This window comes from Microbulbifer sp. ABM4_008 (assembly GCF_056311705.1).
In genome coordinates this window covers 977,719-990,604 of the sequence record NZ_CM149970.1, presented here as the reverse complement: position 1 = coordinate 990,604, position 12,886 = coordinate 977,719, and the positions used below count along the sequence as shown (strand labels likewise).

General features: G+C 54.5%; 13 protein-coding genes and 1 other RNA gene. 6 read left to right on the top strand and 8 right to left on the bottom strand.

The window, feature by feature from the left end; all coding sequences use genetic code 11:
- Positions 1–43: 43 nt before the first annotated feature.
- The 5 genes from ftsL to rsmI form a co-directional block, all read right to left on the bottom strand.
- A complete protein-coding gene (gene ftsL / locus ACYX4J_RS04350; protein ID WP_413663017.1) occupies positions 44–319 on the bottom strand; it encodes a cell division protein FtsL in 276 nt (91 codons plus the stop codon).
- A 4-nt stretch (positions 320–323) separates the two neighbouring features.
- Complete coding sequence (rsmH, locus tag ACYX4J_RS04345; RefSeq protein WP_476177969.1) at positions 324–1,256, bottom strand: 16S rRNA (cytosine(1402)-N(4))-methyltransferase RsmH; 933 nt, start codon at positions 1,254–1,256, stop codon at positions 324–326.
- Between the two features lie 12 nt (positions 1,257–1,268).
- Entirely contained in the window at positions 1,269–1,712 is a 444-nt protein-coding gene (mraZ, locus tag ACYX4J_RS04340) for a division/cell wall cluster transcriptional repressor MraZ (RefSeq protein WP_444925699.1), read from the bottom strand.
- A 455-nt stretch (positions 1,713–2,167) separates the two neighbouring features.
- Positions 2,168–2,524, bottom strand: an RNA gene (gene rnpB, locus ACYX4J_RS04335) — RNase P RNA component class A.
- Positions 2,525–2,583: 59 nt separating this feature from the next.
- On the bottom strand, positions 2,584–3,426 hold the full coding sequence (gene rsmI, locus ACYX4J_RS04330; RefSeq protein WP_444915744.1) for a 16S rRNA (cytidine(1402)-2'-O)-methyltransferase: 843 nt from the start codon (positions 3,424–3,426) through the stop codon (positions 2,584–2,586).
- 39 nt (positions 3,427–3,465) lie between these two features.
- On the opposite strand from rsmI, the gene ACYX4J_RS04325 reads away from it, so the two are divergent.
- The 4 genes from ACYX4J_RS04325 to ACYX4J_RS04310 all read left to right on the top strand — a co-directional run bounded on the left by ACYX4J_RS04325 (position 3,466) and on the right by ACYX4J_RS04310 (position 6,977).
- Positions 3,466–5,379: a penicillin-binding protein activator gene (locus tag ACYX4J_RS04325; RefSeq protein WP_476177968.1), complete on the top strand. Its 1,914-nt coding sequence runs from the start codon at positions 3,466–3,468 to the stop codon at positions 5,377–5,379.
- Complete coding sequence (locus ACYX4J_RS04320) at positions 5,366–5,728, top strand: YraN family protein (protein WP_476177967.1); 363 nt, start codon at positions 5,366–5,368, stop codon at positions 5,726–5,728. Before ACYX4J_RS04325 ends, ACYX4J_RS04320 begins: the two co-directional genes overlap by 14 nt.
- A 64-nt stretch (positions 5,729–5,792) precedes the next feature.
- Positions 5,793–6,383 carry an SIS domain-containing protein gene (locus tag ACYX4J_RS04315; RefSeq protein ID WP_108734203.1) on the top strand — a complete coding sequence of 197 codons (591 nt, stop codon included), beginning with the start codon at positions 5,793–5,795 and terminating at the stop codon, positions 6,381–6,383.
- A gap of 3 nt (positions 6,384–6,386) precedes the next feature.
- On the top strand, positions 6,387–6,977 hold the full coding sequence (locus tag ACYX4J_RS04310) for a BON domain-containing protein (protein WP_413663022.1): 591 nt from the start codon (positions 6,387–6,389) through the stop codon (positions 6,975–6,977).
- A gap of 70 nt (positions 6,978–7,047) precedes the next feature.
- Here ACYX4J_RS04310 and ACYX4J_RS04305 read toward each other — a convergent pair whose 3' ends face one another.
- Positions 7,048–8,238, bottom strand: a complete 1,191-nt coding sequence (locus ACYX4J_RS04305) for an acetyl-CoA C-acyltransferase (RefSeq protein ID WP_444896362.1) — start codon at positions 8,236–8,238, stop codon at positions 7,048–7,050.
- 174 nt (positions 8,239–8,412) lie between these two features.
- On the opposite strand from ACYX4J_RS04305, the gene ACYX4J_RS04300 reads away from it, so the two are divergent.
- Together ACYX4J_RS04300 and ACYX4J_RS04295 are read left to right on the top strand one after the other, a co-directional pair.
- A complete protein-coding gene (locus ACYX4J_RS04300; protein ID WP_445358848.1) occupies positions 8,413–9,009 on the top strand; it encodes a LemA family protein in 597 nt (198 codons plus the stop codon).
- 2 nt (positions 9,010–9,011) lie between these two features.
- On the top strand, positions 9,012–10,919 hold the full coding sequence (locus ACYX4J_RS04295; protein WP_444896360.1) for a M48 family metallopeptidase: 1,908 nt from the start codon (positions 9,012–9,014) through the stop codon (positions 10,917–10,919).
- 38 nt (positions 10,920–10,957) lie between these two features.
- On the opposite strand, the gene ACYX4J_RS04290 is transcribed toward ACYX4J_RS04295, so the two are convergent.
- Both ACYX4J_RS04290 and ACYX4J_RS04285 read right to left on the bottom strand, forming a co-directional pair.
- Positions 10,958–11,581: a Yip1 family protein gene (locus tag ACYX4J_RS04290; RefSeq protein WP_413663026.1), complete on the bottom strand. Its 624-nt coding sequence runs from the start codon at positions 11,579–11,581 to the stop codon at positions 10,958–10,960.
- A 107-nt stretch (positions 11,582–11,688) separates the two neighbouring features.
- Positions 11,689–12,876: a GGDEF domain-containing protein gene (locus ACYX4J_RS04285; RefSeq protein WP_476177966.1), complete on the bottom strand. Its 1,188-nt coding sequence runs from the start codon at positions 12,874–12,876 to the stop codon at positions 11,689–11,691.
- Positions 12,877–12,886 lie beyond the last annotated feature (10 nt).

Below are 12,886 nucleotides of genomic sequence, written 5' to 3'. Positions count from 1 at the left end.
CAAGCAGTGGGGTACTTACGTCTTCATCCAAGGCGGTTAAAACTTAATCCGCCACTACCAATACCTGTTCCGAAGGTGCTGGCATATGCATTTTTAATTTTTCTCGGGCGACCTGTTCGACCCGGCTATAGGCAGACCAGGCACTTTTCTCCAAAAGGAGACGCTCCTGCTCATAGCGCAATTCATCGTGGGCTTTTTGTGCCTTACCCAGCTCAGCAGTTAACTCTCGGCTTTGTTGGGTGGTATGAATAACAGATAGCGACGACAGTATTACCGCTATCCACATTACCCCCACTCCAAGTAGAGCCTTGCCAGACATAAACTCAGCTTCCCGCCAGCTTTTCTGCCACCCGCATTACTGCACTGCGGGACCGCTGATTTTCATCCACTTCAACCGTGTTGGCTTTCACTGCCTTGCCCACCGAGCGCAGTGACTTGGCTATCTGACTATCCATAACCGGAAGGCCACGAGGCAACTGGGGACCGCGCTCTTTTTCCCGAATAAAACGCTTCACCATTCGGTCTTCAAGAGAGTGGAAACTGATAATCACCAGGCGCCCACCCGGTGCCAGCAACTGCAGGGATTTATCCAATGCGCTCTGCAGATCATCCAACTCGCCATTAATATGGATACGAATAGCCTGAAAGACTCGGGTAGCGGGATGTTTACCTTTTTCCCAAGCCGGATTCGCCTCTTTCACAACCTCGGCAAAATCGAGAGTGCGCTCAAATGGTTTTTCCAGCCGGCGCTTTACAATGGCAGCAGCCATTCGACGGGCAAAACGCTCCTCGCCGTACTCTTTAAACACCCGGGCCATTTCGGCCTCAGCCTCAGTGTTGACCCACTCCGCTGCACTGATACCCCGACTGGTATCCATACGCATATCCAGGGGGCCATCCTGCATAAAACTGAAACCGCGCTCGGCCTGATCCAGTTGCGGCGAAGACACACCCAGATCGAGCAATATTCCACTGACCTTACCGGCAGCTCGCCCGGCAGCCATTTCCATGTCGGCAAAAGACCCATGCCAAATGGAAAAACGGGATTCACCGGCAAACCGCTGCTCTGCAAATTCGACAGCCTGGGGATCTTTATCCACCCCTACCAACTGGCCATTGGGCCCCAAGTGCTCAAGGATTGAGGCGCTGTGCCCACCCCGGCCAAAGGTGCCATCGATATAAAACCCATCCGGCTCAGTCACCAGAGCGTCTACGGCCTCGCGTAACAACACACTGCGATGCAATTCTTGAGACACCCGGTACTCCCCTTATAAAGAGAGGGATGCCATTTCCTCAGGCATACCCTCTTCGTCTTCACTATCATCGAGCCAGGACATCCAGCGCTCCTCACTCCAGAGCTCCAGCTTTTTCCCCTGGCCCACTAACATCAATTTCTTTTCCAGCCCCGCGTACTCACGCAGAGTTGGCGGAATCAATACCCTGCCATTGCCATCCACCTGCAGCTCACAGGCATACCCGATCAGCAGGCGCTGAGCGCGCCGAGCCACTTTGTTAAAGCTGGGCAATGCTTCAATCTTCGGGAGAATTTGCTGCCATTGAGGCGACGGATACACCAACAAACAGCGTTCCTCTGTATGGGCAGTCACCACCAAGCACCCCTCACACTCATCCAACAGCCTATCGCGGACGCGTGCAGGTATTGCCAGACGCCCCTTGGCGTCCATATTGATTGCATGGCTGCCCAAATACACGTTTAGTGGTTCTCGCTTTGGAGATCGCGCCTCTCGCGACTCACTCCCATATGGCAGGTCAATGGAGAAAGATGTTCGACTTTAACCTGGCGGTGTGAACACCCACTTACTTATCGCAAATAAACCACAAATTTCCACGATTTTCCACTTTTTCCCACTCTCGACACTATAAAACTGGTCGACACAAAGTCAAGGAATTCGACCCCAAAGTCCCCATAACCCCTTGTAAAATCGCGGCCTCCAGAGAAGTGGCGCATATTGGCACATTGAAACTAGTCGGAACAGCACTATCTGGCACGATCGCCCCCTTAACAGTTAATCAATTTTTTTGCGCCAAGAAGAGGCTTTAGCCGAAATTAAACGAGAAGAAATAGGCGAATACAAAGAGGGCTACCGGAGCCGGGACCACCACATCAGGCAAACAAAAAAGCCCGGCAAATGCCGGGCTTTTGAAATTGTTGAGCTGGCCTGTAAGCCGGGTTCTGTCGAGGACAATCATTCATCTGGGATGCCTGTCACCAGACACCTCAAGCGACCTACCCGCCCTCAGTGCGGGTCACACCTATAGAGGGCCTATTTGGTCTTGCTCCGAACGGGGTTTACCATGCCGCGGACTGTTACCAGCCGCGCGGTGCGCTCTTACCGCACCCTTTCACCCTTACCTGTACTCCCAAAAAAGGAGCCATCGGCGGTCTACTCTCTGCTGCACTTTCCGTAGGCTCGCACCCCCCAGGCGTTACCTGGCGTTCCACCCTATGGAGCCCGGACTTTCCTCCATCGCACAAGGCGACAGCGATTGCCCGGCCAGCTCGCGGCGAAGAGTAAAGAGGCGACAGACGGATTGCAACAGGCAATTGCAGCAATCAGTGCCTTATTTTTGCTCCAGGCTCCAGTTGTACAGGACTTTCTTTTTCACTCCAGTAATTTCGGCAGCGATCGCCGCCGCCTTTTTCGGCGGCAACTCCGCCAGCAACAGCGACATTACACGCTGTGCCTCCCCATCCAGCTCGCTTTCACGAGAGCGCTCTGCACCACGTACCATCAAAACAATCTCACCGCGCTGCTGATTGCTGTCAGCTCGGACCCACTCAACCAACTCAGCCAGAGGCATCAACTGAAAAGTTTCAAAGGCCTTGCTGATCTCGCGGGCTATCACCGCCTCTCGATTACCGCCGAACACGACCGCCATTGCTTCCAGAGTGTCAGCAACCCGGTGCGGGGCCTCGTAGAACACCAGGGTACGGGTATCACCGGCCAATTCCTGCAGGGCTCGCTCACGGGCACCGGACTTAGCCGGCAGAAATCCCTCGAAACTAAACTTGTCACTGGGGAGTCCGGCGGCACTCAGTGCAGAGACAAAAGCACAAGCCCCCGGTATCGGAGAGACTTTGATTCCTCGCTCTCGGGCTTCACGCACCAGGCGATAACCGGGGTCTGAGATCAATGGGGTGCCCGCATCGGAAATCAGGGCAATGGTCTGGCCCTGCTCCAAACGCTGCAAAATCTGCTCTGTGCGCTTGTCATCCGAGTGATCGTGATATGCCATCAATGGCGTATCGATATTAAAATGGGAAAATAATCGCTGACTGTGACGTGTGTCCTCCGCCGCAACCAGATCGGCACATTGTAGAACTTCGATCGCTCGCGGTACCATATCGGCCAAATTACCAATGGGCGTAGCGACAATATAAAGCAGCGCCTGATCCGGCCCCATAGCTGTTCACTCCAAATATAAATATTGCGGGAGAAGATTATGTCCGCCTCTTCCCGGCGCACCTCTACTGTAATCACCAGAATGGCAGCTGCCTCACTGGCAGTCGCACTGGCTGCTTGCCAGACACCGGCTTCCCGGCCAAACGTTTACCAGCCGGATTATTCGGCCGGCCACACCGCAAGCCGCAGTGAAGCTGTACGTATGCTGCGCAGTGCCGACACCCTGCCGGCACCGGCGCGGGATCAACAGCGCCTGCAAGCGGCCGCTATTCTATACGAGCTGGGAGATAAAGAGACGGCAAAAGAGGCGGTAATCAAAATTACGCCCGAACAGCTGGACGACAACCTCTTCGCCAGCTATGCACAGGTCTATGGCAGCCTACTTGCCGCAGACGACGACTTCTTTGAGGCCCTCGACCTGGCAGCCTCTCCACGCCTGGAAAATGTGTGGCCGGAGTTACCACAGAAGACTGCCTTACCTCTACGCAGCCTGCGCGCTGACCTATGGGGACTTCTGGGAAATCTCGACAGCGCAATTAGTGAGCGGCGCGAAATCTCCTATATCGCACAGTCCGACGAAGCGATCACAGAGAATAACAACGGCTTTTGGCACCTCTTGACCCAGCTGCCCTCCAGTGAATTGCAGGCTCGCGCCACCCAAAGCAATGACACCCAGATGCGCGCCTGGTATCAACTCGCCCTGCTGGGCCGCGACACCCAGACGGATATCAGCTCACAGCTGACCGCCCTCAGCCGCTGGCGCGAGCGCTGGCCCGCCCATAGTGCCAATTCCCATCCGCCACAGGCATTGCAGCTGTTAGAGCGCTTGGCCGCCCAGCGGGCAGACCGCGTGGCGCTGCTCCTGCCACTGTCCGGCCCCCTGGGCAACGCTGGCAGGGCAATCCGGGATGGCTTTATGGCCGCCCACTACACCGCCCTAAATGCTGGCGGCGCAACTCCGAAAGTGATGGTTTACGACACCGGTTCCGGTCAGCCATTTGAGGAAATTTACCAGAGCGCCGTAGATGCCGGTGCGCAGATGATTGTTGGCCCACTGGATAAGAGCAAGGTAGCCAACCTGCTTGCCACAGAAAAACTGCCAGTGCCTACTCTCGCCCTCAACTACGGCGATGAGGGGCGCCTGACCACAGACCTGGTCCAGTTTGGCCTGGCAATTGAAGATGAAGCGCGGCAAATTGCCCAGCACGCTTACCGGCAAGGCAAGCGACAGGCAATGGTCCTCACCGCTGACAATAGCTGGGGGCAGCGCGGCGCTGAAGCATTTGAAGAAGAGTGGCTGCGCCTCGGTGGCTCAGTCAGCATTCGCCGGACGTTTAAGGACAACAGCAAGTTCTCAGCCCTGGTCAGCGATGCCCTGTTAATTCCCGCCAGCAACGCGCGTAAGAAGGAATTGCAGAGCCGCCTGGCTGCAAAGCTGGAATTTACCCCCAGACGCCGTGACGATGTCGATATGGTATTCCTGGCAGCACAACCCCAGCAGGCGCGCCAGCTCAACCCCATGCTGACCTACTACTACGCCAGTGACCTGCCCGTATACGCTACCTCTCATGTCTTTGGTGGCAGCATCAACCGCAATCGCGACAGGGATATGAACGGTATTCGCTTTACCGCCCTGCCCTGGCTATTTGAAAGCAATCAAACCAAGCAGGATATCGAGGAGCAGGCGTCGCCCGCACCGGCTTTTGCCAGACTGTATGCCCTAGGTGCCGATGCCTTCCGCCTCTACCCGCGCTTGCCGATGCTGCGCCAATTCCCGGAACAAAAAGTACACGGTCTCACTGGCGCATTGAGCCTGAGCGCTGATGGCCGCATAGTGCGCGAACAAATGTGGGCGCGAATCGACAAAGGGGTGCCGGTGCCCATCACTACCGTCGAGCCCCAATTGCCGCAGCGGGAGCCAATCGAATTAAGTGGGAATCGTGAGGCTTTTTAAGAGCTCAAGCGGCACTGTCGGCAGCCAAATGGAGGCTGCCGCGGCCCGCTATTTGCAGCGCGCGGGACTCACCTTATTGGAGCGCAATTATCGCAGTTCACACGGAGAGATAGACCTTATCGCCCGTGAAAGCGATACTGTCGTGTTCGTGGAGGTGCGCTTCCGCCGTAAGAGCCAATTCGGCGGGGCCGCAGCCAGCGTGGATTCACGCAAGCAAGCTAAGCTACTGGCCACTGCCAGCCGCTATTTGCAGCAACATAAACTGGACTGTCCGTGCCGCTTCGATGTCCTTGCCATAGATGGCGATGCACAAAACATCCAGTGGATTAAAAGCGCCTTCGAAGCCTGAGGCAAAACCGAGATTTACCCTGTCAAGTTATGGTGAGTTCGAGCTCACCTGAATTAAGGACACAATGGAACAGCGAGTCGTAACCCTTTTTCACCACAGCCTTGAAGCCACAATGAACGCTGGCGAGATACTGGCCCCGCTGATTGCAGAAGCCAGCGAAATGGTGGTGCATACACTCTTGGCTGAGAGCAAAGTCCTGCTCTGTGGCAATGGTGTCAGTGGCGCATTGGCGCAAAGTTTTAGCTCGCAACTGACCGGCGGCTTCCAGCGCGAACGCCCCGGCCTACCGGCTATGGCCCTCAACAGCGACGGCGTCTCCATGGGCACCGTTGCCTCGAACCACGGCGGTGCAGACACCTTCGCACACCCCGTTCGCGCCCTGGGGCAGCCCGGTGACCTTCTCGTAATTATCAGCAGCGATGGGCGCGACTCAAACCTGGTTCAGGCCATGCGTGCGGCTCGGGACCGGGATATGGGCATACTCGCACTGACCGGCGGTGATGGCGGCGACTGCGCCGCCCTGCTCGATACCCATGATATTGAACTACGGGTGCCATCCGATGTCGCAGCAGAGGTACACCAAGTACATCTTCTGACAATTTTTTGCCTGTGCGACCTAATCGACAGTAGTTTGTTTGGTGGCTACGAGGAATAAACGATGAACAACAAAAAGTTGACCCTGGGGAAATATCTCCTGGCTGCCCTTGCGGCAACCACCTTGTTAGCGGGATGCAGCACTGTATTGGAGGCCACCCATGACGGCCCCATACAACAGGACCCCGGCGAGCGATCTTTTGGCACCTATATTGATGACCAACGTATCGAGACGGTGACCACAGTCAATATCAACAAAGCTCACCCGGACCTGAAAACCTCGAATATCAATATCAATTCTTTTAATGGTGTTGTACTGCTCACCGGCCAGGTGCCCAGCCAGGAACTGCGCCTGCTTGCCGGACGCACGGCGGAACAGGTACAGAATGTTCGCCAGGTCTACAACGAAATTCAGGTGCGCGGTAAAGTCACTTTACTGGCTAGCACCAGCGATACCTGGCTAACCACCAAGGTGAAAAGCAACCTGTTTGCCAATAAGGAAGTAGACAGTGGTCGCATCAAAATCGTGACCGAGAATGGAGTTGTTTATTTGATGGGACTGCTAACTCCCGCTGAAGCGGAACGGGCAGCCGAAGTGACCCGCTCGGTAGGCGGGGTACAGAAGGTTGTGAAAGCAGTGGAATATATCAACTAATCTTTCCCGCACTACACAAACAAAAACGGAGGCAATTGCCTCCGTTTTTGTTAGCGCTCAAGCCTGTAACTTATACGCGCTCTATAGCAACCGCTGTAGCCTCACCGCCGCCAATGCAAAGGCTTGCCACGCCCTTCTTGGCGTCGCGCTTTTCCATCGCTGCCAACAGGGTAACCAGGATACGGGCACCGCTAGCACCTAGCGGGTGGCCGAGGGCACAGGCACCACCGTTAACATTGACCTTTTCCCAGGGCAAATCGAGCTCACGCATTGCAGCCATAGTCACTACCGCAAATGCCTCATTAATCTCGAATAGATCCACATCTGCCGCAGACCAACCGGCATTTTCCAGCAGCTTGTGCATAGCGCCGACCGGGGCCGTAGTGAACCACTCGGGCTCACGGGCAAACTGGGATTGCCCTTTGAGAACAGCCAGAACTTTCAAGCCGCGCTTCTCAGCTTCACTTTTGCGCATCAACACCAGCGCCGCAGCACCGTCAGAAATAGAGCTAGAGTTCGCCGCGGTTACAGTGCCGTCTTTACGGAACGCGGGCTTCAGTTGAGGGATTTTGTCTGGACGGGCATTACCTGGGGCCTCGTCAACACTCACCTCGATCTCACCTTTGCGAGAGGCAATCGTGACCGGGGCAATTTCACGGGTAAAATCTCCACTCTCAATCGCAGCCTGGGCACGCGCCAGAGATTCCAGGGCAAAAGCGTCCTGCTCTTCGCGGGTGAAATCGTACTTATCGGCAGTAGATTCGGCGAAAGTCCCCATCAGCTTGCCATCTGCAGCATTTTCCAGGCCATCCAGGAACATGGAATCTTTGACCTCTCCATGACCGAGGCGCATACCAGAGCGGGCCTTGGCCAGCAGGTAGGGGGCATTGCTCATGCTTTCCATACCACCAGCAACGATAACCTTACCCTCACCCATCAGCAGGGCATCGCGAGCCATCATCACAGTCTTCATTCCAGAGCCACACACCTTGTTAACAGTGGTGCAAGGAGTGCCAACCGGGATGCCAGCACCCAGTGATGCCTGACGTGCCGGAGCCTGACCAACACCTGCCGGGAGCACACAACCCATCAGCACTTCATCCACATCGGCAGGTGCCACACCCGCGTCCTCAAGGGCTGCGCGAATCGCCGCAGCACCCAACTGCGGGGCAGTGAGGGCTGAAAGGCTGCCCTGCATAGCGCCCATTGGCGTACGCGACATTCCGACAATCACTACTGGGTCCGAAGTTACATCACTCATTCTGGCTGCTCCAAGTTCTGTGCCGCCATCACTGTGGTGGCGGCAATTGTTTTAATGTCGCCGCATTATAGCCGAAGCCCCACCCCGCTCCGCCAGGGGTGCGGCCGGTGCGCATCAGTATCAGCCCATCGTGTTACTATTTACGCCACCAACAGGGATAAATAGGGGAGCGTTATGGGATCTACGGGACTTATTGTGCTGGTGGTAGTCATCGCACTGTTCTTTTTCATCATCAGTATCTTTAACAAACTGGTTTCACTGAAAAACCACAGCGAAAATGCTTTTGCGCAGATAGAGATACAGTTAAAGCGACGCCACGACCTGGTACCAAATCTGGTAGAGAGTGCCAGCGCATACCTGAATCACGAGAGGGAAACCCTGGAAGCGGTAATCAGTGCGCGTAATACCGCAATTTCAGACCTTAAATCTGCCGCTAAAAACCCTACCAATCCGGCCGCTATCGATAAGCTCGGCCGCGCAGAAGGCCTTCTCAACAGCGCCCTCGGCCGCCTGAATATGGTGATTGAGGCCTACCCGGAACTGAAAGCCGACCAGACCCTCCGCGAACTCAACGAGGAGTTAAACAGCACCGAAAACCGCGTGGCATTTGCACGCCAAGCTTTTAACGACTGCGTCACCAGCTACAACATCTACAAGCAGAGCTTCCCCCCAGTATTTCTGGCCGGCCTTTTTGGCCACAGAGCCAACGCCCAACTGCTTGAGTTCGCAGACTCAGAAACCTTTCAAGTCGCGCCACGTATCGAGTTTTAAATATGAACTTTTACGTTCACCAGGACAAAGCCAAGCACAGCAGTCGTTTGCTGGTTTTCCTGTTCAGCCTGGCCGTCATTACCCTAATCAGTTTGAGCACCCTGGCTACGGCAGCCATGGTGTCACTGTCTCGCGGCCAACCATTTACTCCCTTTGAAGTTGTGCAACTTCTGGGCTGGGAGAGCCTTGGCTCAATAGCCTTTGTCATCGGTACCGTCGTTATCCTGGGCAGTCTGTACAAGTTCCATCAATTATCCCCTGGGGGAAAGGCTGTGGCGGAATCCCTGGGAGGGTACAAGCTTAATACTTCCGCGCGAACTGAGCGGGAAAAGAGAGCACTCAATGTTGTGGAAGAGATCGCTATTGCAACAGGTATTCCGGTACCCGATGTCTACATCATTGAGGACAGCACCATCAATGCCTTTGCCGCTGGCCAAAACCCTACCGACGCCATTATTGGCCTGACGCGGGGCTCCTTGGAAAAGCTTACCCGGGAGGAACTACAGGGCGTTGTTGCCCACGAGTTCAGTCATATTCTCAATGGAGACATTCGTCTAAACACCCAGATCACCGGGCTGTTACATGGAATCTTAATTATTGGACTTTTGGGACAGCTCCTTGTCAGAAGCCCGGTACCCCACAGGCGCATAACCCCCGTAAGATATCCTCTACTAGGCCTGGGAATAACTCTGATTATCCTCGGCTACACCGGTACGCTAATCGGCAACCTGATCAAGGCCGCTGTCAGTCGGCAACGGGAGTTTCTTGCCGATGCCTCCGCAGTACAATTTACTCGCAACAACCTCGGTATTGCCAACGCGCTGAAAAAGATCGGTGGCCGCGATGTAGGCTCAGAACTCAGCAGCCCCAACGCAGCAGAGTTTAACCATATGTTGTTCGCGGTTGGGGTAAAACACTCTCTGCTCAGCCTTTTTGCCACTCACCCTCCACTACCGGTGCGCATAAAGAGGCTAGAACCCGCCTGGAATGGCCTATTCGCCAATACGGAAGAGCAGGTAAAAAGTGAAGCCCAGACTTTAAAACCCAGTGAGTTGCAAAATCCTCAGTTCGCCATGGCCGCTCCTACAACGCCTTTCCAGGCTGCTCTGGATGCGGTGGACAACAGCATTGCCAAGCCAGATACACATCAAGTCGAGCTTGGACATCAACTACTGAGCTCTATTCCACCCCTTATCCAGCAGGCTGCACACGAACCCTTTACCGCCCGGGCACTGGTTTACTACCTTCTTCTGCACAAGGATAAAACCGAGCGAGACAAACAGCTTAACCTCTTGGAGAAAATTGCCCACCCCGCTGTTATCCGCGAGATGAAAAAACTCACACCACATATGGAATCACTGCCGAGCAACGCTCGCCTCGCATTGATAGACCTATGTATCCCGGCCTTGCGTGCCCTAGTCCCCCAGCAGTACCAGATCTTTAAACGAAACCTTATCAAGCTTCTACACAGCGATGGGAAAGTTGAAGTTTGGGAGTGGGCCCTGTACCGGGTATTAATGCACGCGCTCGACGGCGCTCCAGATCGACAGCGCCTCTCCCACAGCAAACATGCCAACAAAGATGCTTCACGATTTATCATTGCAGCCATCGCCCATGCGGGAAACAGCCAATACCTTCCAGCAAAACGTGCTTATGAGAAGGGACTCAGTGCTCTCAGGCTTGAAATAACCCCGCTACCCGGCATCGCTGATATCACCCTACCACGACTGGACAAGGCCATTGCAATCGCCAGCCTTATCCCACCCCTGGAGAAACCCGACTTACTGAAAGCGATTGTGATCACCTTGAATCACAATGGGGTAATTAAAGCGGAGGAGATCGAACTGTTAAGGGCCGTCGCTGACAGCCTGGACTGCCCTATGCCACCGATTATCGATAAGTCTAGGTAGCCGCACAACGCCAGCACAAATGCTGGCGTTGTGAAACCTCAATGGGCGTGGTGCTGATAAACCGGCCCGATGCCCACACTCCATAAAATGACGGAGCCAATAAGCACCGTAACCATCATTACCAAGGCAACGGTTAATACTGCACAGGCATACAGAAATGCTCGATCCTTATTCATATTCATCAGGATCGGAATGCCGGCAAAGACCAGGTAAATAGAATACATCCCGGCAATGCCTACGGACGCCATCGTGAGCCAGGGGTGTGGATAAAGGACGACGATACTCGCCAGGAAGATTGGCGTAGTAATAAACACCGCAAGTGCCGTGCCTTCATAATGGCGCGTGGGCTCATCTCCCTCAACTCCGTAGGATCGCGCCATCCAGTTAATGAACTCTCCGAGGCAATAGACGCCAACCAGCAATGCAAAATAAGTAACAACCGACAGAACAGCCGCACTTTCAGGTGTCAGCTTTGCCAGATGCCCCCCAACCTGGAAGCCTACCCGGGTAACCCCAAAGTAACCGGCCACGGTAGGAATCAACGCCAGAAGCGGCACATGAGTTACAAACACCTCAAAAAAAGAATGGCGATCAGCGCGTATCGCTTTCCACTCTTTTTCCGGGTTGGTAAGAATACCTATTGTATGACTGAGTATCCGCACACCAAATCTCCCTTCCAATACCCTGCTTTGCAGTATCGGTGGCGCACAACAGATTGACCAATGCCAAAAGGGAATTAAGCGTCACTTTCAAATTTACTTGATTTATATCAGCTGTGGACAGACAGGCAATTTCGCCCGCTGCGCTTTGCTTTATAAAGCGCTTGATCAGCCGCTTTAAGGATACTCTCGGGTTTCTTTAGTTTTTTATTGCGGTGGGCAACGCCAATACTCACAGTAACTTTCACTGGCTTCCCTCCGCCCTTCCCCCTGAGCGAGGCCCCTGCGGCAAGGCGCCCCGATGACCTCAGGCGCAGTGGGTAGCTTGAGATTTTCTCCCTGATTTTTTCCAATAAAGCTTCTTTCGCCTCGCGACTGCGGCCCGGAAGATAAATAACAAACTCCTCGCCACCATAGCGAAACACGGCACCGTGAGAGTCGCGCGCGAGTTGAGCCGCAACCATTTGCAAAGCCTGATCACCCACTTGGTGCCCATAGCGATCATTCAGCTTCTTAAAATAATCGATATCAACCATGGCAAGGCTGTAATTCCATGCTGGCGTCAGCATCTGATAGCGGAAGGCCCGCCTGGAATGAAGCCCAGTCAGCTCATCGCGAAACGCCAATTCATAACTGGCCCCAAGCAGCGAAGCGACCAACAATATTCCCGCTACAGACCCGGTAAACTCGAGAGGAAAGCTCAACCAAACACTGCACAGCAGCAAAATAGAACAACTAAACAGACCCATAGCGGTGGGGCCAGGGTAGAGAAAAAGTAAGGCAAAAGCACCGAGAGCGGAGACACTGCCAATCAATTGTGGCAACGAAAATGCATCGGGAAAAAACCCGGACAACCCCCTGGGCAAATTCTCGACCGGAAATGCCAGCCTCAGCGGCGCGCAGCAATCGTAGAGCAAGACAAAACCCACCCCCTCAGCCAGCAAAAACAGGCCCCACAGCAGCCCAAAAATACTGAAGACACTGCGATCACGACTGCAAGTAAACAGAACAAGATTTACCGCAACCAGTGAGAGATATAGCGGGAGATCCCTGTGCAAGCTGGGGAGCAACTGGGAGTGAGCCGCGATGTATAGGGCCATGATAAGCAGCGCTGAAAGCGCAACCCGGCTTGAGCGAAAACCAAAACTGAGCAATGCCGCCATAGCCAATAGCAACACAGGCAGCTGTGGACTGTATAAGTGGGTCAGATCGATCCAGGGAAGATACTGCGCAACGAGAAGCACCAGAAGCATCCCTGGCAGCCAAATAAAGCGCAGCCATTGAAGGTACGGCGGCATGACATTCGCA

Bases quoted from the DNA above. Each gene is read 5' to 3' on its own strand.
- ACYX4J_RS04300 (WP_445358848.1), top strand. From the start codon at position 8,413: ATGGGATCTACGGGACTTATTGTGCTGGTGGTAGTCATCGCACTGTTC.
- ACYX4J_RS04325 (WP_476177968.1), top strand. From the start codon at position 3,466: ATGTCCGCCTCTTCCCGGCGCACCTCTACTGTAATCACCAGAATGGCA.
- ACYX4J_RS04295 (WP_444896360.1), top strand. From the start codon at position 9,012: ATGAACTTTTACGTTCACCAGGACAAAGCCAAGCACAGCAGTCGTTTG.
- ACYX4J_RS04285 (WP_476177966.1), bottom strand. From the start codon at position 12,876: ATGCCGCCGTACCTTCAATGGCTGCGCTTTATTTGGCTGCCAGGGATG.
- rsmI (WP_444915744.1), bottom strand. From the start codon at position 3,426: ATGGGGCCGGATCAGGCGCTGCTTTATATTGTCGCTACGCCCATTGGT.
- ACYX4J_RS04315 (WP_108734203.1), top strand. From the start codon at position 5,793: ATGGAACAGCGAGTCGTAACCCTTTTTCACCACAGCCTTGAAGCCACA.
- ftsL (WP_413663017.1), bottom strand. From the start codon at position 319: ATGTCTGGCAAGGCTCTACTTGGAGTGGGGGTAATGTGGATAGCGGTA.
- ACYX4J_RS04305 (WP_444896362.1), bottom strand. From the start codon at position 8,238: ATGAGTGATGTAACTTCGGACCCAGTAGTGATTGTCGGAATGTCGCGT.
- ACYX4J_RS04310 (WP_413663022.1), top strand. From the start codon at position 6,387: ATGAACAACAAAAAGTTGACCCTGGGGAAATATCTCCTGGCTGCCCTT.